This is a genomic window from Melaminivora sp. (assembly GCF_032059615.1).
GTDB lineage: Bacteria > Pseudomonadota > Gammaproteobacteria > Burkholderiales > Burkholderiaceae_C > Melaminivora.
Genome location: NZ_DAMCAM010000012.1, coordinates 21,885 through 40,887 on the forward strand (window position 1 = coordinate 21,885; position 19,003 = coordinate 40,887).

At 70.9% G+C, this 19,003-nt stretch carries 21 protein-coding genes; 10 read left to right on the forward strand and 11 right to left on the reverse strand.

What is annotated here, in order from left to right; genetic code table 11:
* The first annotated feature begins 52 nt into the window (after positions 1-52).
* Entirely contained in the window at positions 53-826 is a 774-nt protein-coding gene (locus RT051_RS04225; RefSeq protein ID WP_313072321.1) for a hypothetical protein, read from the forward strand.
* 119 nt (positions 827-945) lie between these two features.
* On the opposite strand, the gene RT051_RS04230 is transcribed toward RT051_RS04225, so the two are convergent.
* Together RT051_RS04230 and ubiM are read right to left on the reverse strand one after the other, a co-directional pair.
* The gene (locus RT051_RS04230) at positions 946-1,953 is read right to left on the reverse strand and encodes a sensor domain-containing diguanylate cyclase (protein ID WP_313072325.1); all 1,008 of its coding nucleotides are present in this window, start codon (positions 1,951-1,953) and stop codon (positions 946-948) included.
* Positions 1,954-1,962: 9 nt separating this feature from the next.
* Positions 1,963-3,234 carry a 5-demethoxyubiquinol-8 5-hydroxylase UbiM gene (gene ubiM / locus RT051_RS04235; RefSeq protein WP_313072329.1) on the reverse strand — a complete coding sequence of 424 codons (1,272 nt, stop codon included), beginning with the start codon at positions 3,232-3,234 and terminating at the stop codon, positions 1,963-1,965.
* Between the two features lie 166 nt (positions 3,235-3,400).
* On the opposite strand from ubiM, the gene RT051_RS04240 reads away from it, so the two are divergent.
* The 6 genes from RT051_RS04240 (at position 3,401) to minE (ending at position 8,565) form a co-directional block, all read left to right on the forward strand.
* On the forward strand, positions 3,401-3,640 hold the full coding sequence (locus tag RT051_RS04240) for a DUF6139 family protein (protein WP_313072332.1): 240 nt from the start codon (positions 3,401-3,403) through the stop codon (positions 3,638-3,640).
* Positions 3,641-3,703: 63 nt separating this feature from the next.
* Positions 3,704-5,812, forward strand: a complete 2,109-nt coding sequence (locus tag RT051_RS04245; RefSeq protein WP_313072336.1) for an acetoacetate--CoA ligase — start codon at positions 3,704-3,706, stop codon at positions 5,810-5,812.
* Positions 5,813-5,879: 67 nt separating this feature from the next.
* Positions 5,880-6,512 carry a CDP-diacylglycerol--serine O-phosphatidyltransferase gene (pssA, locus tag RT051_RS04250; RefSeq protein ID WP_313072340.1) on the forward strand — a complete coding sequence of 211 codons (633 nt, stop codon included), beginning with the start codon at positions 5,880-5,882 and terminating at the stop codon, positions 6,510-6,512.
* 84 nt (positions 6,513-6,596) lie between these two features.
* Complete coding sequence (gene minC / locus RT051_RS04255) at positions 6,597-7,406, forward strand: septum site-determining protein MinC (protein WP_313072344.1); 810 nt, start codon at positions 6,597-6,599, stop codon at positions 7,404-7,406.
* A 73-nt stretch (positions 7,407-7,479) separates the two neighbouring features.
* Positions 7,480-8,295, forward strand: coding sequence for a septum site-determining protein MinD (minD, locus tag RT051_RS04260; protein WP_313072346.1), 816 nt, complete (start codon positions 7,480-7,482; stop codon positions 8,293-8,295).
* A gap of 6 nt (positions 8,296-8,301) precedes the next feature.
* On the forward strand, positions 8,302-8,565 hold the full coding sequence (gene minE, locus RT051_RS04265; protein ID WP_313072350.1) for a cell division topological specificity factor MinE: 264 nt from the start codon (positions 8,302-8,304) through the stop codon (positions 8,563-8,565).
* A gap of 36 nt (positions 8,566-8,601) precedes the next feature.
* Here minE and RT051_RS04270 read toward each other — a convergent pair whose 3' ends face one another.
* On the reverse strand, positions 8,602-9,162 hold the full coding sequence (locus RT051_RS04270; protein ID WP_409520536.1) for a flavin reductase family protein: 561 nt from the start codon (positions 9,160-9,162) through the stop codon (positions 8,602-8,604).
* Positions 9,163-9,325: 163 nt separating this feature from the next.
* Positions 9,326-10,666: a D-amino acid dehydrogenase gene (locus tag RT051_RS04275; RefSeq protein ID WP_313072359.1), complete on the reverse strand. Its 1,341-nt coding sequence runs from the start codon at positions 10,664-10,666 to the stop codon at positions 9,326-9,328.
* Between the two features lie 90 nt (positions 10,667-10,756).
* Between RT051_RS04275 and RT051_RS04280 the strand changes: the two genes are divergently transcribed.
* Complete coding sequence (locus RT051_RS04280; protein ID WP_313072363.1) at positions 10,757-11,668, forward strand: LysR family transcriptional regulator ArgP; 912 nt, start codon at positions 10,757-10,759, stop codon at positions 11,666-11,668.
* A 19-nt stretch (positions 11,669-11,687) separates the two neighbouring features.
* Here RT051_RS04280 and RT051_RS04285 read toward each other — a convergent pair whose 3' ends face one another.
* The 3 genes from RT051_RS04285 to RT051_RS04295 are packed head-to-tail and all read right to left on the reverse strand — an operon-like array spanning position 11,688 to position 13,658.
* On the reverse strand, positions 11,688-12,278 hold the full coding sequence (locus RT051_RS04285; RefSeq protein ID WP_313072366.1) for a DUF2799 domain-containing protein: 591 nt from the start codon (positions 12,276-12,278) through the stop codon (positions 11,688-11,690).
* Between the two features lie 59 nt (positions 12,279-12,337).
* Complete coding sequence (locus RT051_RS04290; protein WP_313072371.1) at positions 12,338-12,760, reverse strand: universal stress protein; 423 nt, start codon at positions 12,758-12,760, stop codon at positions 12,338-12,340.
* 55 nt (positions 12,761-12,815) lie between these two features.
* The gene (locus RT051_RS04295) at positions 12,816-13,658 is read right to left on the reverse strand and encodes a metallophosphoesterase (protein ID WP_313072375.1); all 843 of its coding nucleotides are present in this window, start codon (positions 13,656-13,658) and stop codon (positions 12,816-12,818) included.
* Positions 13,659-13,790: 132 nt separating this feature from the next.
* Between RT051_RS04295 and RT051_RS04300 the strand changes: the two genes are divergently transcribed.
* Positions 13,791-14,042 (forward strand): hypothetical protein, encoded by a 252-nt coding sequence (locus RT051_RS04300; RefSeq protein WP_313072378.1) that lies wholly within the window; start codon positions 13,791-13,793, stop codon positions 14,040-14,042.
* Positions 14,043-14,247: 205 nt separating this feature from the next.
* Here the strand turns inward: RT051_RS04300 and RT051_RS04305 are convergent, their stop codons facing one another.
* The gene (locus RT051_RS04305) at positions 14,248-14,373 is read right to left on the reverse strand and encodes a hypothetical protein (protein ID WP_313072380.1); all 126 of its coding nucleotides are present in this window, start codon (positions 14,371-14,373) and stop codon (positions 14,248-14,250) included.
* Between RT051_RS04305 and RT051_RS04310 the strand changes: the two genes are divergently transcribed.
* Entirely contained in the window at positions 14,362-15,162 is an 801-nt protein-coding gene (locus RT051_RS04310; protein ID WP_313072382.1) for an alpha/beta hydrolase, read from the forward strand. The genes RT051_RS04305 and RT051_RS04310 overlap by 12 nt on opposite strands.
* Before the next feature lie 73 nt (positions 15,163-15,235).
* Here RT051_RS04310 and RT051_RS04315 read toward each other — a convergent pair whose 3' ends face one another.
* The 3 genes from RT051_RS04315 to RT051_RS04325 form a co-directional block, all read right to left on the reverse strand.
* Positions 15,236-17,104, reverse strand: coding sequence for a phosphoenolpyruvate carboxykinase (GTP) (locus RT051_RS04315; RefSeq protein WP_313072387.1), 1,869 nt, complete (start codon positions 17,102-17,104; stop codon positions 15,236-15,238).
* Between the two features lie 321 nt (positions 17,105-17,425).
* Entirely contained in the window at positions 17,426-17,584 is a 159-nt protein-coding gene (locus RT051_RS04320) for a hypothetical protein (protein ID WP_313072390.1), read from the reverse strand.
* Between the two features lie 113 nt (positions 17,585-17,697).
* Entirely contained in the window at positions 17,698-18,897 is a 1,200-nt protein-coding gene (locus RT051_RS04325) for a threonine ammonia-lyase (protein ID WP_313072394.1), read from the reverse strand.
* Positions 18,898-19,003: the final 106 nt, after the last annotated feature.

Here is a 19,003-nt window from a genome sequence, read left to right on the forward strand (position 1 = left end):
GCAGCCCGGAGCCTCCTTCGCCGGGGCTGTTTTCTCTCAAGGAATCTCGAACATGCAAAGCTCTTGGAAACTGGCCCTGATGGGCGTGGCCTGCGCCGCCCTCGTGGCGTGTGGCGGCGGCGGCAGCAGTGACAACGGCGGCGGCGGCGGCGGCGGCGGTGGCGGTGGCGGCGGCGGTGGCGGCGGCGGCGGTGGTGGCAGCACCGGCGAGACCACCGTCTCCTACACGGTGTTCTACCCCAACCATACCCAGGAAAAGGTCAGCGGCACGTCCAGCTACACGACCAAGATCGAGGGCGACAAGGTGGTGCTCAACCAGAAGACCATCAAGCTGGGCGACAAGATCGTCCTCACCAGCAATGACGACTGGGCGAACGTGAGCTGGAGCGGCTCGCTGGCCCAGGCCGGGGGCGCCACCAAGGCCAACAATGGCGCCCTGGTGACCTGCTCGCAGAAGAACAACGACGCGGCCACCCATGCCGCGCTGCTCACCTCCGCCATGTCGGCCACGCTGGACGCCTCGGCGCTCAAGGGCAAGTCGCTCAACGTCTATTCCTGCGACGACGCCGAGTCCATGCAGGGCAAGGAGGTCTTCACCTTCACGCCGCAGGGCACCATCCAGACGTCCGATGGCGACACCGTCTCGGCGGCCGAAGTGGCGCAGCTCTTCAGCCCCGCCGGCCTGACGCGCACTTCCGAGGAAGGCGACAGGATCAACATCAAGGCCGAGGCCTATCGCGTCAGCGACAAGGCCGTCCTGGTGATGAAGGACACGCCCTTGACCGGCAACGACCCCAAGAGCATCGTGGTTGCCGTCGAGAAATAAACCCCGGCCCGCCCCGCAGCGCCCATGCTGCGGAGCCCTCCAGGCCAAAGGCCCGCTCCCGCTAGGGAGCGGGCGTTTTTGCGTCCGTCTGCCGCGAAGCGCCCCGGCCCCGCTTGGCGTCAGCGCCGCGCCTGCTTGACCGCGTACATCGCCTGGTCGGCGTCGTGCAGCGCCTGGCCGGCCGACAGCGCTCCGGGCAGCACGGCGATCGCTCCCACGCTGGCGCCGGCGTAGTCGAAGGACGCGCCCCCGCCCTCGAAGCGGCCCACGGTGGCCGCCGTGATGCGCTCGGCGAAGGCCTGCACGGCAGCGTCCATGTCCTCGGCGGGCGTGGGGCCGGGGCCCATCAGCACGAACTCGTCGCCGCCGTGGCGCGCCACCAGGTCCTGCGAGCGCAGGGCGCCCTGCAGCTGGCGTGCGATGTGGGCCAGGAACAGGTCGCCCACGTCGTGCCCCCAGGTGTCGTTGATGAGCTTGAAGCGGTCCAGGTCCAGGAAGGCCACCAGCACCGTGCTGCCCTCGCGGTTGCTCTGGGCGAGCTGGCGCTGCAGCGCCCGCTCGAAGGCGGGGCGGTTGGGCAGGCCGGTCAGCGCATCGGTGCTGGCGTATTGGCTCAGGCGGCGGTTGGCCTGCACCAGTTCTCCGACCAGCCGCTCGCGCTCGACCTGCTGGGCGATCAGCTGCGCAAACAGCCGGAGCATGTGCAGCACCATCGGCTCCAGCGCACGACGCTTGGCGCTGGCCGCGCACAGCGTGCCGTACAGGCGGTCGTCCGACAGCCGCACCGGCGCGCTGACGTAGGTCTGAATGCCCAGCGCCGCGGCCGCCTGTGAGTCGGCCCAGCAGCCGGCCACGTCCTCGGTCACCGGCCGGCCCTCGTCGAGCGCGCGCTTGCACAGCGTGTCGTGCCAGGGCACGGACAGGCCCTCGGGAATCTCCAGCGCCCCGGCGCGGCTGTTGCGGGCGTACAGCACGTCCTGCCGCCCGCCCTGCAGATCGATGGTGGTGAGGTAGGTGGACTCCAGCCCGGTCACGTCCTGCAGCAGCTCCAGCAGGGGACGGGTCAGCTCCTCCAGCGTGTGGGCGCGCGTAAGCGAGTCGGCCAGTTGTTCGAAGACGGCGGGCATGGCCGCGGATTATCCGTGCGTGCCCGCTCCGCGTGTCGGCCAGGCCGGGCGGCGGCCGGTCAGCTGGCTGACGATGACCGCCTGCAGCGGCGGCAGGCGCATGGCCGCGGCCAGCACCGCCTGGCGCGCGATGCGGGGCAGGGGGCGGGTGTCGGTGTACAGGCGCACGATGGCGTTGGTGCCGGCAAACAGGGGCCAGGCGTGGCGATGGTGGGCGCGGGCGTAGCGCTGCAGCACGCTGGCCGCGCCCAGGTCGGCGCTGTGCTCGCGTGCTTCGGTCAGCACCCGGGTGAGCGTCGCCACGCCGGTCAGGCCCAGGTTGAAGCCATGGGCCGTCACCGGGTGCATGCCCACGGCCGCATCGCCCAGCAGGGCGCAGCGCGCAGCGGCGAACCGGTGCGCATAGACGGCCACCAGCGGATAGGCATGGCGCTCGCCCACCAGCTGCAGGGCGCCCAGGCGGTGCTGGAACTGCGCGGCCACGCTGGCCGCATAGGCCTCGGGCGCCAGCGCCAGCAGCTCCCGGGCCTGGGTGCTGTCGGCGGTGACCACGGCCGAGCACATCGGCGCGCCATCCACCGGGTCGTCCGGCAGGGGCAGCACGGCCAGCGTGCGCTCGTAGCCGAAGCACTCGTGCGCCACCTCGTCGTGGGGCCGCTCGCAGCGCATGCGGCAGACGATGACGGTGCGCCCGAAGTCGGTCATGGCTGCGCCCAGGCCCAGCTGGCGGCGTGTGGCCGACAGGCGGCTGTCGGCGGCCACCACCAGGGGCGCGCGCAGCAGGCGGGCCTGGTCCTGCCCCGCCGTCAGGTATTCGACCTCGGCGCAGGCCGCCCGCGTGGCCACGTGCTGCACGCGCGCGCCGGTGACCACGCGCACGCCGGGCGTGCTGGCGGCGACCTCGTAGGCCGTGCGGCGCAGCGCATGGTTGGGCACGATCCAGCCCAGGTGGCCGGCGCCCGTGCCGCCGGCGTGCAGGTGCAGCGAGCCACGCCGGCCCACGGGGCCGTCGTGCACATCGGCGGCGCGCAGCAGGCCGACCTCATGGCCGGCCAGGCGCTGCCAGCTGCCCAGGCGCTGCAGCGTGGCCACGCTCGGGTGGGTCAGGGCGATCTCGCGGCCGTCGGGCGCGGGCCGGGCAAGCTGCTCCTCGACCTGCTGCTCCAGCACGGTGGCGCTCAGGCCCGCCTGGGCCACGCTGGCCGCCAGCGACAGCCCGGCCGGGCCACCGCCCACGATGAGAAGGTCGCAGTCCAGGGAAGAGTCGTCGGCACGGGTCATGGTCGGGGGCTGAAAGCAAGCAAAGGGCGGGCGCCATTGTCGGCCTGCGCACGGCGCGTGGCTTGCCTTGCGTCAAGGGGCGGGCCACGCGGTGCGTTCCTACGCCCGCGCCGACGGGCCACCCTTAGAGTGGGCAGTCCAGCAACAGCCGAGCAAAGGACCTGACATGCGCGTGGACATCTACCGCCGACCCGAGCCCGAGGGGCGCTTCTCCCACTTGGTCGTGCCCGAGGGCAAACCCATCCCCCAGGAGGCCACCAACACCGACTGGAGCAGCGAGCAGCGCGGTGTGGAGATGGACGAGGGCCAGGAGCACTGGGAGGAGCTGGGCATCCCCGAGCCCGGCCGCCAGCTGCGCGACAAGGGCTACGCCATCACCAGCGTCGAGGAGCAGCCGCGCTCCTGACCCCCTGCCGGCGCTGTCGCCAACTGCGCAGCGCGGATAAGCCGCTGGCGCTACGCTCCTGCCATGGAGACAACGAACGCCCCACCCCCGTCCCCTCCCACCCGCGGTGGTCGCGTGCCCCGCATCCGCCGCTACCAGGAATGGCTGCAGACGCGCCACGGCCTCGTGTTCGAGGACTACGACGCGCTGTGGCGCTGGTCGGTCACCGACCTGGACGCCTTCTGGCAGAGCATCTGGGATTACTTCGACCTGCAGTCGCCCACGCCGCACACGGCCGTGCTGGCAAGGAACGTGCTGCCCGGAGCGCAGTGGTTTCCGGGTGCGCAGGCCAGCTACGCGCGCCAGGTGTTGCGCCATGTCGATGCGGCACACGCCGCCGGCCAGCCGGCGCTGATCGCGCGCAATGAGCGTGGTGACCGGCGCGAGCTGTCCTGGCCCGAGCTGCGCCGCCAGGTGGTGGCGCTGGCGCTGCACCTGCAGGACTGCGGCGTGCAGCCGGGCGACCGCGTGGCCGCCTACCTGCCCAACCTGCCCGAGACCATCGTCGCCTTCCTGGCCTGCGCCAGCGTGGGCGCGGTCTGGAGCGTGTGCGCGCCCGACATGGGCACGCATGCCGTGCTCGACCGCCTGCGCCAGATCGCCCCGAGTGTGCTGATCGCCGTTGACGGCATCACCTACGCCGGGCGCACGCAGGACCGCAGCGCCGTGGTGCAGGAGCTGCTGGCCGGCCTGCCCAGCGTGCGCCACACGGTGCTGCTGCGCCAGCCAGGCGCTACAGAAAACATAGCTGTAGCCCAAGACTGGGAGCGGATCACTGCCCGAAACGATGCCCAGGTCGCGGCTTTCGAGCCGCTGTGGCTGCCTTTCGACCACCCGCTGTGGATCGTCTATTCCAGCGGCACCACCGGCCTGCCCAAGCCCATCGTGCATGGCCACGGCGGCATGGTGCTGGTCATGCTGCAGCTGGGTGGGCTGCACAACGACGTGGGCTGCAGCTACGACCCCGAGACCCTGGGCGAGCGCTTCCACTGGTACAGCACCACCGGCTGGGTCATGTGGAACGCCCAGGTCGGCGGCCTGCTGTCGGGCACGACCTGCGTGCTCTACGACGGCAGCCCCGCCGGCAGCCGCGAGCAGCCCGACTGGACGGTGCTGTGGCGCATGGCCGCCGAAACCGGCGTCACCTTCTTCGGCGCCGGCGCGGCCTTCTATGCCGGCTGCATGAAGGCCGGCATCGCGCCGGCCGACTGCGGCGACCTGCGCGCCATCCGCGCGCTGGGCAGCACGGGTTCGCCCCTGGCCGCCGAAGTGCAGCAGTGGGGCACGGACTTCATGGCCGCGGCGGGCGTGCCCGATATCTGGTGGGCCAACATCTCGGGCGGCACGGACTTTGCTGGCGCCTTCCTAGGCGGCCAGCGCGAGCTGGCGCAGCAGCCCGGCCGCCTGCAGTGCCGCATGCTGGGCGCGGCGGTCGAGGCCTGGGACGAGGAGGGTCGTCCGGTGCTGGACGCCGTGGGCGAGCTGGTCTGCACCCAGCCCATCCCGTCCATGCCGCTGTTCCTGTGGGGCGACGAGGACGGCAGCCGCTACCGCGCCAGCTATTTCGAGATGTACCCGCCCGGCCACGGGCGCCGGCCCGGCGGGGGCGACGCCGGCCCCGAGGCCGGCAGCGTCTGGCGCCACGGCGACTGGATCTGCATCGGCTCGGCCGCGCAGCCCGGCTGCATCATCTACGGGCGCAGCGACGCCACCATCAACCGCCACGGCCTGCGCATGGGCACGAGCGAGATCTACGCCGCCGTCGAGGCCCTGCCCGAGGTGCTCGACAGCCTGGTGGTGGACCTGGAGTACCTGGGCCAGCCGAGCTTCATGCCGCTGTTCGTCGTGCTGCGCCCGGGCCACGTGCTGGACGCGGCCCTGGTCGAGCGCATCCGCGGCGCCATCCGCCAGGGCCTGAGCCCGCGCTTCCTGCCCGACGAGATCGTGCAGGTTGCGCAGGTGCCGCGCACCCTGAGCGGCAAAAAGCAGGAGCTGCCCATCAAGAAGCTGCTGCTGGGCCAGCCCCTGGAGCGGGTGGTCAACCGCGACGCGATGGCCAACCCCGAGTGCCTGGCCTGGTACGTGGACTACGCTGCCCGCCGGGCGGGGGGCGCCACCGCCGTGGCAGGCTGAGCGCCGGGGCCAGGACGCTCCGGCGTCCGACACGCCGGCCGTGCGCCGGCGCCCGACAATGGCGCCCATGCCTACCGCAGCCTCGCCCCGCAAGCGCTTTTCCATGATCCGCGAGTTCCAGCTCGCCGACTGGTTCACGCTGGCCAATGCCGTGTGCGGCGTGGGAGCGCTGTTTGCCGCCATGAGCTACCTGCAGACGGGCCAGGCGCACCACGTGCACTTTGCCGCGGCGCTGGTCCTGGCGGCCCTGGTCTTCGACGTGCTCGACGGCCGCGTGGCCCGCTGGCGGCGCAAGTCCTCCGAGCTCGGGCGCGAACTCGACTCGCTAGCCGACGTGATCTCGTTTGGCGTCGCCCCGGCGGTGCTGGCCTACGCCTGTGGCATGCAAGGGCTGTACGACCGCATCGTGCTGGCCTATTTCGTTGCCTGCGGGGTCTCGCGCTTGGCGCGCTACAACGTCACGGCCGAGGCGCTGTCGGGCGGCACCTCGGGCAAGGTCACGCACTTCGAAGGCACGCCCATCCCCACCTCCATCGTCCTGGTGGCGCTCATGTCGCTGGCGGCGGCGCGCGGCGCGCTGGGCGACGCGCTGTGGCTGGGCGCGGTGCAGCTGGGCGGCTTTACGCTGCATCCGCTGGTGCTGTTGTTTGCCCTGTCGGGCTCGCTCATGATCAGCCGCATCCGCATCCCCAAGCTGTAGGGCCGCCCGGGCCTGCCCCGCGCGCAGGTACACTTTGCGGCTTCGATTGCGCAGCAGCGCCTCTCGCCCAGGTGCCTTCCTCCCATGTCCGACGGCCAGCCGGGCCCTGCCCGTACCAGCATTGACCTGAAAAGCGCCCAGCTCCCCGTGGTGGCCGTGGTCCTGAAGACCACCGACGCCGCGCAGCTCGCCGCCGAACTGGCCGCCCGCCTGGAGGGCGAGCCCGAATTCTTCGACAACGACCCGGTGCTGCTCGACCTGTCGGCGGTGCGGGACGAGCCCCAGCCCATCGATTTCGCCGCCCTGGTGGCGGCGCTGCGCGGCCACCATGCCCGGCCGGTGGCTGTGCGCGGCGGCAGCAGCGAACAGCACCAGGCAGCGCACGAGCTGGGCCTGGCCATCGCCCCGGACGTGCCGCGCGGTGCGGCCGCCGCGCCGCGCCAGGACGCCCCCACTGCGCCGGCCGAGGACGCCGCGGTCACCCCGCAGGCGGCCCCTGCCGAGCCGGAGGTGGCCGCCGTGCCCGCCGCGCCCGATGCCGGGGCGTCCCTGCCGGCGCCCGGCCCCGGCTCGGTGGTCGTGGACAAGCCGCTGCGCTCGGGCCAGCAGGTCTATGCGCGCGGCGCCGACCTGGTGGTGCTGGCCATGGTGAGTTTTGGCGCCGAGGTCATCGCCGACGGCAACATCCACGTCTATGCGCCGCTGCGCGGGCGGGCCATTGCCGGCGCGCGCGGCGACACCAGCGCGCGCATCTTCAGCACCTGCCTGGAGCCGCAGCTGGTCTCGATCGCCGGCATGTACCGCACCACCGAGACCGAGCTGCCCGAGGCGGTGCGCGGCAAGCCCGCCCAGGTGCGCCTGGAGGGCGAGCGCCTGCTAATCGAGCCGCTGTGAGCGCCGCCGTGGCGCTCCGCCCTTCATTTTTCTTTCCACGCGCAACGCAGAGCAACCCAAGGAAACCGAACACATGGCCAAGATCGTCGTCGTGACCTCCGGCAAGGGAGGGGTGGGCAAGACCACCACCAGCGCCGCCTTCGCCTCGGGCCTGGCCCTTGCCGGGCACAAGACCGTCGTCATCGACTTCGACGTGGGCCTGCGCAACCTGGACCTGATCATGGGGTGCGAGCGCCGCGTGGTCTATGACTTCATCAACGTCATCCAGGGCGAGGCCAACCTGCACCAGGCCCTCATCAAGGACAAGCAGTGCGACAACCTGTTCGTGCTGGCCGCCAGCCAGACGCGCGACAAGGACGCGCTGACGCTGGAGGGCGTGGAAAAAGTGCTCAAGGAGCTGGCCGACATGGGCTTCGAGTACATCGTCTGCGACTCGCCGGCGGGCATCGAGAGCGGCGCGCTGTACGCCATGCACTTCGCCGACGAGGCCGTCCTGGTGACCAACCCCGAGGTCTCTTCGGTGCGCGACTCCGACCGCATCCTGGGCATGCTGGCGAGCAAGACGCGCCGCGCCATCGAGGGTGGCGAGGGCGTGCGCGAGCGCCTCCTGATCACCCGCTACAACCCCACGCGCGTGCAGGACGGGCAGATGCTCAGCCTCGAGGACATCCAGGACATCCTGCGCATCCCGCTGATCGGCGTGATCCCCGAGTCCGAGGCGGTGCTGCAGGCGTCCAACCAGGGCCTGCCGGCCATCCACCTCAAGGGCACGGACGTGGCCGAGGCCTATGCCGACGTGGTGGCGCGCTTCTTCGGCGAAGAGCGTCCGCTGCGCTTCATCGAGGCGCAGAAGCCCGGCTTCTTCAAGCGCATCTTCGGCGGGAGGTAAGTCCCCATGTCTCTGCTTTCACTGTTCCTCGGGGAGAAGAAGAAGACCGCCAGCGTCGCCAAGGAGCGGCTGCAGATCATCCTGGCGCATGAACGCAGCGGCCGTGGCGGCGTGCAGCCCGACTACCTGCCGGCCCTGCAGCGCGAGCTGCTGGCGGTGATCTCCAAGTACGTCAAGATCGACTCCAGCGACCTGAAGATGCACTTCGAGCGCCAGGACAACCTGGAGGTGCTGGAAGTGAAGATCGAGCTGCCCGAGCCGGGCAAGTGAGCCCGACGCCGCGGTTGCGGCCCCGCAACCGCGCGGCTACTTGTGCAGCGGCCGCGTGGCCTCGTCCGACAGGCTGCCCAGCAGGTGTTCGGTGTAGAACATGCCGCCGTGGTAGAGCAGGGGCGAGGCGCCCTCGGCATGGCTGCAGCGCTCGACCTGGCCGATGAAGATGGTGTGGTCGCCCTCGACGTGGCGGCTGCGGTTGAAGCACTCGAACACGGCAGCCGCCCCGGCCAGCACCGGCACGCCACCGGCGCCCTCGTGCCAGGCCAGGCCCGCGAAGCGGTCCACGCCGCGGGTGGCAAAGCGCTCGGCCAGGGCGCGCTGCTCCACCGTGAGCACGTGGATGGCGTAGTGCGAAGCCTGGGCGAAGACCTCGTGCGAGGACGTGCGGTGCGCCAGGCTCCACAGCACCAGCGGGGGCGTGAGCGAGACCGAATTGAACGAGCTGGCCGTCAACCCCACCGGCGCACCCGCGGAGCCGCGCGCGGTCACGATGGTCACGCCGGTGGCGAACATGCCAAGGGCATCACGAAATTCACGGGCGGAGAACGCGGGCGGCGCGGCCGCGGCAGGGGGTGAAAGGGCTGGGTTCACGGGGCGCGCCGCGGCGGGCGGCAGGACGGGCAAGGAAGAGGAGGGAGCCTATTATCGGCGCCCATCCCGCCGCCTGCCGACCCCCATGAAAAGCCGGCAAGGACGGTGCAGGCATTCGTCCTGGCGCTAGCAAAAGCGTAGCCCCGGGCCGGGCCACGCCCCATCAGGCCGCGTGCAGCGCGCCGCCCCGCGCCGGCTGGCGCGTCTCGCCCAGGAAGGTGAAATCGAGCGCCGGCCGCTCGCCGCTGATCAGCCCGGCCAGGGCCTTGCCCGAGCCCGCGCCGTGCGTCCAGCCCAGCGTGCCGTGCCCGGCATTGACCCACAGGCCGCGCACGGCGGTCTGGCCGATGAAGGGGATGTTGGTCGGCGTGGCCGGGCGCAGGCCGCACCAGTACTGCGGGTTGCCTCCCTGCTCGGGCGTGCGCGTGTCGCACACGCCGGGCATGATTTCCTCGATGCGGCGCGACAGCATGTGGCAGCGCGCCCGCGCCACCGGGCTGTCCAGCGACAGGTCGAAGCCCGCCAGCTCGATGGTGCCGGCCACGCGCAGGTGGTTGCCCAGGCGGCTCATGGCGATCTTCTTGCCGTCGTCGATGGCCGAGACCATGGGCGCGGCCTCGGGCCTGAGGATGGGAAAGGTGGCGCTGTAGCCCTTGCCCGGGTAGATGGGCAGATGCACGCCCACGCCGCGCAGCAGCGGCGCGCTGTAGCTGCCGCAGGCGACGACGATGGCATCGGCCTGCAATATCTGGTCTTTTTGGCCTGTAGCGCCCGTCTGGCTTGCGCGGACAGCTACTGATTTAATAGTGTCGCCGTCGCGCTGCAGGCCGCGCACCTCGTGCCCGTACAGGAACTGCACGCCCCCGTCCGCCGCCTGCTGCGCCAGCCGCTCGGTGAATACGCGGGCGTCGGCGCTCTCGTCGGTGCTGGTGAAGGTGCCGCCGGTGATGTGCTCGCGGTAGGGGCTGAAGGCCGGCTCGATGGCCAGCAGCTCCTCGCGGCTGACCAGGCGGCGCTGCACGCCGTATTGGCGCATCAGCTCCACGGCGGCGCCGGCTTCCTCGAAGGATTTCTGGTCGGTGTAGAAATGCGCGATGCCGCGCTCCAGGCGCTGGCACTCGATGCCGGTGGCGGCCAGCAGTTCCTTGTGCGCTGCGTGGCTGTAGGCGCCCAGGGCCACGATCTGCTGCACGTTGCGGGCAAAGGCCGCGTCATTGCACTGCAGCAGGAACTGCCAGCACCACTGCCACTGGCGCCAGTCGGCCTGTGGGCGAAACAGCAGCGGCGCCTCCTTGTCCAGCATCCACTTGAGCGCCTTCCACGGCGCCTGCCGGTTGGCCCAGGGCTCGCAGTAGCTGACCGAGATCTGCGCCGCGTTGGCGTAGCTGGTCTCCAGCGCCGGGCCGGCCTGGCGGTCGACCACGGTGACCTCGTGGCCGCGCTCGCGCAGGTGCCAGGCGGTGGAAATGCCGATGATGCCGGCGCCAAGAACGATGGTGTGCATGGCCGCGAGTGTGGTACAAGGGCCGCGCAAGCAAAAGCGAGATTAACTTTCGTCGAAATTCATCAGCCAGACTGATACAGCGCGAGCGCCATGACGACCTTCGACCCCGCCGCCCTGGAGTGCCTTGCCGCCATCGTCGAGGAGGGCGGCTTCGAGCGCGCCGCGCGGCGCCTGCACATCACGCAATCGGCTGTCTCGCAGCGTCTGCGCGCGCTGGAGGCGCAGGCCGGCTCGGTGCTGGTGGTGCGCAGCCGCCCGCTCAGACCCACCGCCGCCGGGCAGTTGCTGCTCAAGCACACGCGTCAGCTGCGCCTGCTGCGCGCCGACCTGGAGCGCGACCTGCAGGAGCTGGCCCCGGACACGCTGGGCAGCGGCGGCCGCGAGGAGGGGCGCATCGCCATCGCCATCAACGCCGACAGCATCGCCACCTGGGCGCTGGAGGCGCTCTCGGGCCTGATGCGCGGGCGCCTGCCGCTGGAGATCATCGCCGACGACCAGGACTTCACGCAGGAGTGGCTGCGCTCGGGCCAGGTGCTGGGCTGCGTGACCACGCTCAAGTCGGCGCTGCGCGGCTGCCGCGTGCAGCCCCTGGGCGCCATGCACTACGTGGCCGTGGCGGCACCCGATTTCGCCGCGCAGCACCTGCCCGCGGGGCTGACGGCGCACAGCTTTCGCGGTGTGCCTTTTGTGTCCTTCAACCGCAAGGACGACCTGCAGGCGCAGTTCCTGATGCGCAGCTTTGGCCTGAAGCGCGCCCAGCTGTCGCGCGTGTTCGTGCCCAGCAGCGAGGGCCAGGTGCGCGCCGTGGCCGCCGGTTGGGGCGTGAGCGTGGTGCCCGAGCTGCTGGCGCGGCCGGCGCTGGCCGATGGGCAGCTGGTGGACCTGGCGCCCGGGCACAGCCTGCCGGTGCAGCTGTACTGGCACAGCTGGAACCTGCAGTCGCAGGTGCTGGACGCCCTGGCCGAGGCCCTGGGCGAGGGCGCGCGGCAGGCGCTGCGGTGATGGGGGACGGGCGGCCGGCTCAGTAGGGCCGGCGCAGGTTCCACTCGGCGCGGTCGAGGTCGTAGCGGGCGTCGTAGAGCCGGCGGTCCAAGTCGCGCAGCTGGCGGCGCAGTTCGGCGCGCTCGGAGTCCTTGGAGGCCTTGTCGAGCGCGCGCTGCTTGTCGTTGAGCTCGTTTTGCAGGCGCTTGAGGTTCTGCTCGGCATTCCAGACCCGCCGGCCCTCGTGGTAGCGCTGGGCAAAACCGGCCTCCAGCTCGGCCGGGCAGGAGTTGCTGTAGCTGCGGCCCTCGCGGCCCCAGCGCGCGCCGTTGGCCGGGGTACAAAATTGCACGATGCCCCGGTTCCAGCCGTCGTAATACTGGGCGGCATCGGGCACGACGCGCGCCTTGGCGCAGGCCTCGCGGATGTCGCCCAGATAGCTGCGCGAGTGGCCTGACAGGGCATCGCGCTGGCCCCGGTCGAACCAGTTGGCGCTGCGGCACTCTTCCTCGCTCATGGCGGCACAGCCGCCCAGCAGCAGGGCACCAGCCAGCAGCGCCAGGCGCGTGGGCCAGCGCGCCGAAAGCGGGGCAGAAGAGGGCAGGGCGCCGGGGAAGGGTGTGTCTTGCATCGGTAATCTCCTCGTGGAAAGTCTTGACCGCCGCCTGCCCTCCGCGTTCTGTGCACTGCTCAGCGCACCAGCAGCACGGGCACGTCGCACTTGGCCAGCACCTGGGTGCTGACCGAACCCATGACCAGCTTGCCCAGGGCGCCGTGGCCATGCGTGCCCATGACGACCAGATCGAACTTGCCCGACTGCGCCACCTTGGCGATGGTCTCGCCGGCAGCGCCCACCTTGCTCATGACCTTGGCGTCCACGCCGTGGCGGGTCAGGAACTTGGTGACCGAGGCCAGCACCTTCTCGCCTTCCTCCTGGTAGTAGCGCTCGACCACCTCCTTGCCCAGGGCGACGCGCGCCCGCGGCGGCAGTTGCGGCTGCACGGTGAGCGCCGTGTAGGTGTGGTCGGTGCCCAGCATTTCGTTGTGGGCTGCCAGGTAGGCCAGCATCTTCTTGGTGTAGGGGCTGCCGTCCACGGCGAGCAGGATGTTCATGGGTCCTCCGTTGGGTGCAGGGTGCGGCCTCGGGGCGGCCGCGCCGTGCAGGCGATCATACGGTGAGCACGCGGTGGGGCTCGAAGGTGCGTTGCTCGCCCTTGGAGCGGTAGCCCAGCGGGTTGGCCACCACCCGGCAGCGCCAGGGCGTGCCGTCGGCGTGCGTGCCCGAGGCGCTGTAGTCGCTCTGGGCGTGCAGGTGGCCGTGCAACCACAGGTCGGCGCCGGGCAGCAGCTCGTCCAGCACGTTGCAGAACCCCGCTGTGCCAGGCACCAGGCCGTAGCGCGGGTCGGCGCTGCGCAGGCTCGGGGCGAAGTGCGTCACCACCACCGTGGAGCCGGCAAAGGGCTCGGCCAGTGCGCCGCGCAGCCAGGCCTGGCAGGCCAGCGACTGGGCACGCACGCCGGGGGCGAGCAGCAGCGCGCCGTGGCGCGTGCCGCCGGTTTTTTGCAGGTAAAAGTTGGCCGCCCGAAAGGCCTTGTTGCGCTGGCGCAACCGCTCGGCGGGCGTGCCGCCGAGGGCCTGGGCGAGGGCGTCGAAGTCGCTCCACAGCGTGGTGCCCAGAAAGCGCACGCCGCCCAGCACCAGGCGCTCGCGCTCCAGCCAGGCGATGCCCAGGCGCTCGCAGGTGGCGCGCAGGCGCGTGTGTGCCTGGTCGAAGTCCAGCCCGTCGTACTCATGGTTGCCCGGCACGAAAAGCACCGGCACGGGCCAGCCGCCGTGCTGCGGCAGGGGGGAGAAGCGCGCCAGGCCGAAGTCGGCATCTCTCAGGCGCGAGCCGCGCTGGTAGGAGCCGATGTCGCCGGCCAGTACCAGCAGGTCGGCGCCCGCGGCCGGGCTGGCACGGAACTGGGGCTGGCTCTCCAGGTGCAGGTCGGATAGGAGCTGGATGTTCATGGCAGCGCTCCATCATCCCCCGACGGCGCGCGCGGTCATGCAGGCAGAGGCTGGCATAAACCTAGGGAAAACCCTAGGATAACCCCTGTACCGATGCCACCGTGGCGCCGGCGCAAGGATGGAGAGAAAGAGATGACGACGATGAATTCGGTGCTTCCGGTCTATGACCGCCCTCTGGCAGGCCGCCATGTGCGTTTCGGCCCGGTGCAGCACGCCGCGCACCTGCTGCGCCAGGGCGCCCAGGCCTGGCGCAGCGCCCGCCGCCGCGCTTCGCACGACCAGGATGCATGGAATGCCGCGCTGCACGACGCCCGCCTGATGGCCGACCTGAGCCGCGCCATGAACGGTATCGCAGTGGACGACATGCGCCGCTATCGCTTCTGACGCGAGCCCGGCGCGGGCGGCTCCTTTTCCATCGCCAGGGGCAGCGCGGCCGGTTTGCTCTGCCACCTGGCCAGGCACGCACGCGCATGCATGCGCGGCGCGGGCCTACCGATCGGCCGCACCGCCGCGCTAGATTGGCTGTTATGGCCGACCGCACGCATTCCCCCTCCCCCCGACCACACAGCACACCTCCCGCAGGCGGGGCTCAGGTGCGCTCATACTGGCCGCGCTCGCCGCCACGGCAGCCTGGACCGCGCAGCGTGCCCGCCGCGCCGAGCGTGAGCACCCGCCGGCCGGCCAGCTGCTCACCGTCGACGGCGTGCAGCTGCACGTGCTCGAGCGCGGCAGTGGCCCGCCCGTGTTGCTGCTGCACGGCGCGCTGGACACGCACGCCGATTTCGTCGCCAGCGGTCTGGTCGAGCAGCTGGCGCGCCAGCACCGGGTGATCGCCATCGACCGGCCCGGGTATGGCCACAGCCGCCGCCCGCGCGACCGGCTGTGGACGCCCCAGGCGCAGGGCGAACTCATCTTCCAGGCGCTGCGCCAGCTGGGCGCCGAGCGCCCCAAGATCGTCGCGCATTCAATGGGCACGCTCATCGCGATGTCCATGGCGCTGCAGCACCCCGAGGCGGTGCGCAGCCTAGTGCTGATCTCCGGCTACTACTTCCCCACCGCCCGCGTCGACGCCTGGCTCACGGCGCCGGTCGGCTGGCCCGTGATCGGCGACGTGCTGCGCTACACCGTCGCCAACCTGGCCGGCCGCGCCCTGCTGAACGCCGAGGTGCGCGGCATGTTCGCGCCGCAGCCCGTTCCCGAAGGTTATGTGCACACGCTCGGGCGCGAACTGCTGCTGCGCCCGCAGCAGCTGCGTGCTAACGCCGAGGACGCTGGCTTCATGGTGCCTGCCGTGCAGGCGACGCAGTCGGTGTACGAGCACCTGGCGGTGCCGCTCAGCCTCATTGCCGGAGCGGACGATGTCGTGGTCGATCCCCAGGCGCACAGCATGCGGCTGTACCAGAGGGTGGCGCAAAGCCGGCTGCACCTGCTGCCGGGCACGGGCCACATGGCGCACCACGCCGATCCGCAGTGTGTGGTCGACGCGGTCGAGCTGGCGGTCTGACGGGCGCCAGCGCGCAGGCATGAAAAAGCCACCCGGCGCGCCGGGTGGCTTTGCCGCGTGGGCGCCGTGTGCGTCAGGCAGCCAGGCGCTCGCGCAGGCGCTCCTGGGTGTCACGCAGCTCGGCGGGCAGGCGCTCACCCAGCTTGTCGAAGTGCTCGGTGTGCGACTGCAGCTCCTCGGCCCAGGCGGCGCGGTCGATGCCGGTGACGCTGTCGAACTGGGCGGGCGTGAAGTCCAGGCCCTGCCAGTTGATCTCAGCGTATTGCGGGGCGATGCCAAACGGCGTCTCCTGCCCCGCGGCGCGGCCCTCGATGCGGTCGATCATCCACTTGAGCACGCGCATGTTCTCGCCGTAGCCGGGCCAGACGAACTTGCCGTCCTCGCCCTTGCGGAACCAGTTGGTGGTGAAGATGCGCGGCAGCTGCGCGCCTTGCGCCTCGATCTTGGCGCCCAGCTGCAGCCAGTGGCCGAAGTAGTCGCTCATGTTGTAGCCGATGAAGGGCAGCATGGCGAAGGGGTCGCGGCGCACCACGCCCTGCTGACCGAAGGCGGCGGCCGTGGTCTCGCTGCCCATGGTGGCGGCCATGTACACGCCTTCCGTCCAGTTGCGCGCCTCGGTCACCAGGGGCACGGTGGTGGAGCGGCGGCCACCGAAGATGAGCGCGTCGATCTTCACGCCGGCCGGGTCGTCCCAGGCCTCGTCCAGCGCCGGGTTGTTGGTGGCGGCCACGGTGAAGCGGGCGTTGGGGTGGGCGGCCTTGGCGCCGGTCTCGCGGGCTATGGCCGGGGTCCAGTCGCGGCCTTGCCAGTCGATCAGGTGCGCGGGCAGGGCGCCCGTGTCCTTTTCCATCCCTTCCCACCACACGTCGCCGTCGTCGGTGAGCGCCACGTTGGTGAAGATCACGTCCTTATTCAGGCTCAGCATGCAGTTCGGGTTGGTCTGCATGTTGGTGCCGGGGGCCACGCCGAAGTAGCCGGCCTCCGGGTTGATGGCGCGCAAGCTGCCGTCGGCCTGCGGCTTGATCCAGGCGATGTCGTCGCCGATGGTCGTCACCTTCCAGCCTTCGAAGGCCTGGGGCGGCACCAGCATCGAGAAATTGGTCTTGCCGCAGGCGCTGGGGAAGGCGGCCGCGACGTGGTGTTTCCTGCCCTTGGGGCTCTGCACCCCCAGGATCAGCATGTGCTCGGCCAGCCAGCCTTCGTCCCGGCCCATGGTCGAGGCGATGCGCAGTGCCAGGCACTTCTTGCCCAGCAGGGCGTTGCCGCCGTAGCCCGAGCCGTAGCTCCAGATCTCGCGCGTCTCGGGGTAGTGCACGATGTACTTGGTGGTCGGGTTGCAGGGCCAGGTGGTCTGGTCCTTCTGCCCTTCAGCCAGCGGCGCGCCCACCGTGTGCATGCAGGGAACGAAGTCGCCGTCGGTGCCGATCACGTCGTACACCGCGCGGCCCATGCGGGTCATGATCTTCATGTTCACCGCGACATAGGCGCTGTCGGACAGCTCCACGCCGACGTGAGCGATGGGGCTGCCCAGCGGTCCCATGGAGAACGGCACCACGTACATGGTGCGCCCGCGCATGCAGCCGTCGAACAGCGGGCGCAGGGTGGCGCGCATCTCGGCGGGTGCCATCCAGTTGTTGGTGGGGCCGGCGTCGCCTTCGTTTTCCGAGCAGATGAAGGTGCGGTCCTCGACGCGCGCCACGTCCGACGGGTCGGACCAGGCCAGGTAGCTGTTGGGGCGCCTGGCCGGGTTCAGACGCTTGAAGGTGCCGGCATCGACCAGCTGCTGGCACAGCTGGTCGTATTCCTCGGTGCTGCCGTCGCACCAGTGGATGCGCTCGGGCTTGCACAGCGCGGCCATCTCGGCCACCCAGGCGATGAGCCTGGCGTTCTTGACGTAGGCAGGGGCCTGGAGGTCCAGGCCTTGCATGACGGGGGCGTTCATGGGGAGCTTCCTAGGGAGTTGAAAAACCGTCTTGTCAAAGGAAGCGGACGCGGGCAGGGCGCGCAGGCGGCGCCGCTGTGCAGGAAAGCGGCTGCGCTGCCTTTGAGAAAACGGCTCGGTGCGCGCAGGAGAAGACCGGGGCCCGGGGCGGGCGCGCGCGGCGGCCAGCTGGAGACGCGGATTTTAGGAAGCCCCCCGACCTTTGTCTGTCGGACACCGGGCAAAACTATGCAAACTGCGCATGACTTTATGTGAATCTTTGGGAGGCCGGCCATGAAAAAAGCCCCGCCAGGCGGGGCTCCAGTTTGGGCGGACAGCCTCTCAGGCCATGTACACGGCGATGAAGGCCAGCAGGAAGATCATCGCCGCGCCCACGGCCGGCACGACGACAGGGATGTAGGGCACGGCGGCCTCCACGGCATCGACGGGTGGCAGGTCGGCGCCGGGGCTGGCGGGCTGGGCAGGCAGGTCATGGGTCATGGCTCGTCTCCTGGGCGGCTGTTCTGAAGGAAAGAAACAAAAGAAACGCGGCTGCGCGGCCCAGTGTACCCAGCAGCCAACCTTCGTGCAGCCGGCGCGTGGGCCGAGCCCATTCAGCGCAGCTCGGCCTGCATCTGTGTGCGCCGCAGCTCGGCCAACACCTGCTCGATGTGCTCGGGCCCGCGCGTCTGCAGCACCAGCTCGATCTCCACGTTCTGCGCCGCCAGCATGGTGAAGGCGCGCTGGTGGTGCACCTCCTCGACGTTGGCGCCGGCCTCGGCGACGATGGCCGTGATGCGTGCCAGCATGCCCGGCACGTCGCGTGCACTCACGCGCACCCGCGCCAGCCTGCCCGAGCGCACCATGCCGCGCTCGATGATGGCCGCCAGCAGCAGCGGGTCGATGTTGCCGCCCGACAGCACCAGCCCCACCTTCTTGCCCTGAAAGCGCTCGCCGTGGCGGATCAGCGCCGCCAGGCCCGCCGCGCCCGCGCCCTCGACCAGGGTTTTCTCGATCTCCAACAGCATCAGCACGGCCTGCTCGATGTCGCCCTCCTCGACCAGCAGCAGATCGTCCACCTGCTCGGCGATGACGGCCCGGGTGATGGCGCCGGGCTGGCCCACGGCAATGCCCTCGGCGATGGTCGAGCTGCCCTGGGCGTGCTGCGTGCCCTGGACGGCGTTGACCATGGCCGGGAAGCGCGCCGCCTGCACGCCGACGATCTCCAGGCCTGGCTTGAGGCTGCGCGCCGCCAGCGCCATGCCGGCCAGCAGCCCGCCCCCGCCCACCGAAACCACCAGCGCCTCCAGGTCGGGCTGCTCGGCCAGCATCTCCAGCGCCACCGTGCCCTGGCCCGCGGCCACGGCCACGTCGTCATAGGGGTGCACGAAGGTGAGCTGGCGCTGCCCGGCCAGCTGGTAGGCATGGGCGCGCGCTTCCTCCAGCGTGTCGCCGTACAGCACGATCTCGGCGCCGAAGCCGCGCGTGCGCTCGACCTTCACTCCCGGCGTGAAGCGCGGCATGACGATGACCGCGCGCAGGCCCAGACGCTGCGCGTGGTAGGCCACGCCCTGGGCGTGGTTGCCCGCGCTCATGGTGACCACGCCGTGCGCGCGCTCCTCCGCGGTCAGCAGCGCCAGCCGGTTGCAGGCTCCGCGCTCCTTGAAGGACGCAGTGAACTGCAGGTTCTCGAATTTCAGGAAGACCTGCGCGCCCACGATCTGCGAGAGGGTGCGCGATTCCACGCAGGGGGTGTGCAGCACCTGGCCGCGCAGGCGCTCGGCAGCCGCTTCGATGTCTTGCAAGGTCAGCATGCGCGCATTCTCGCGCAGCCGGACCGGCCTGCCGCCCTCGGGCCGCCCGCGGCATCGGCCCACAGGCGCGGGGAAAGAACCCCCGCACGCTCACCGCCAGGATCTG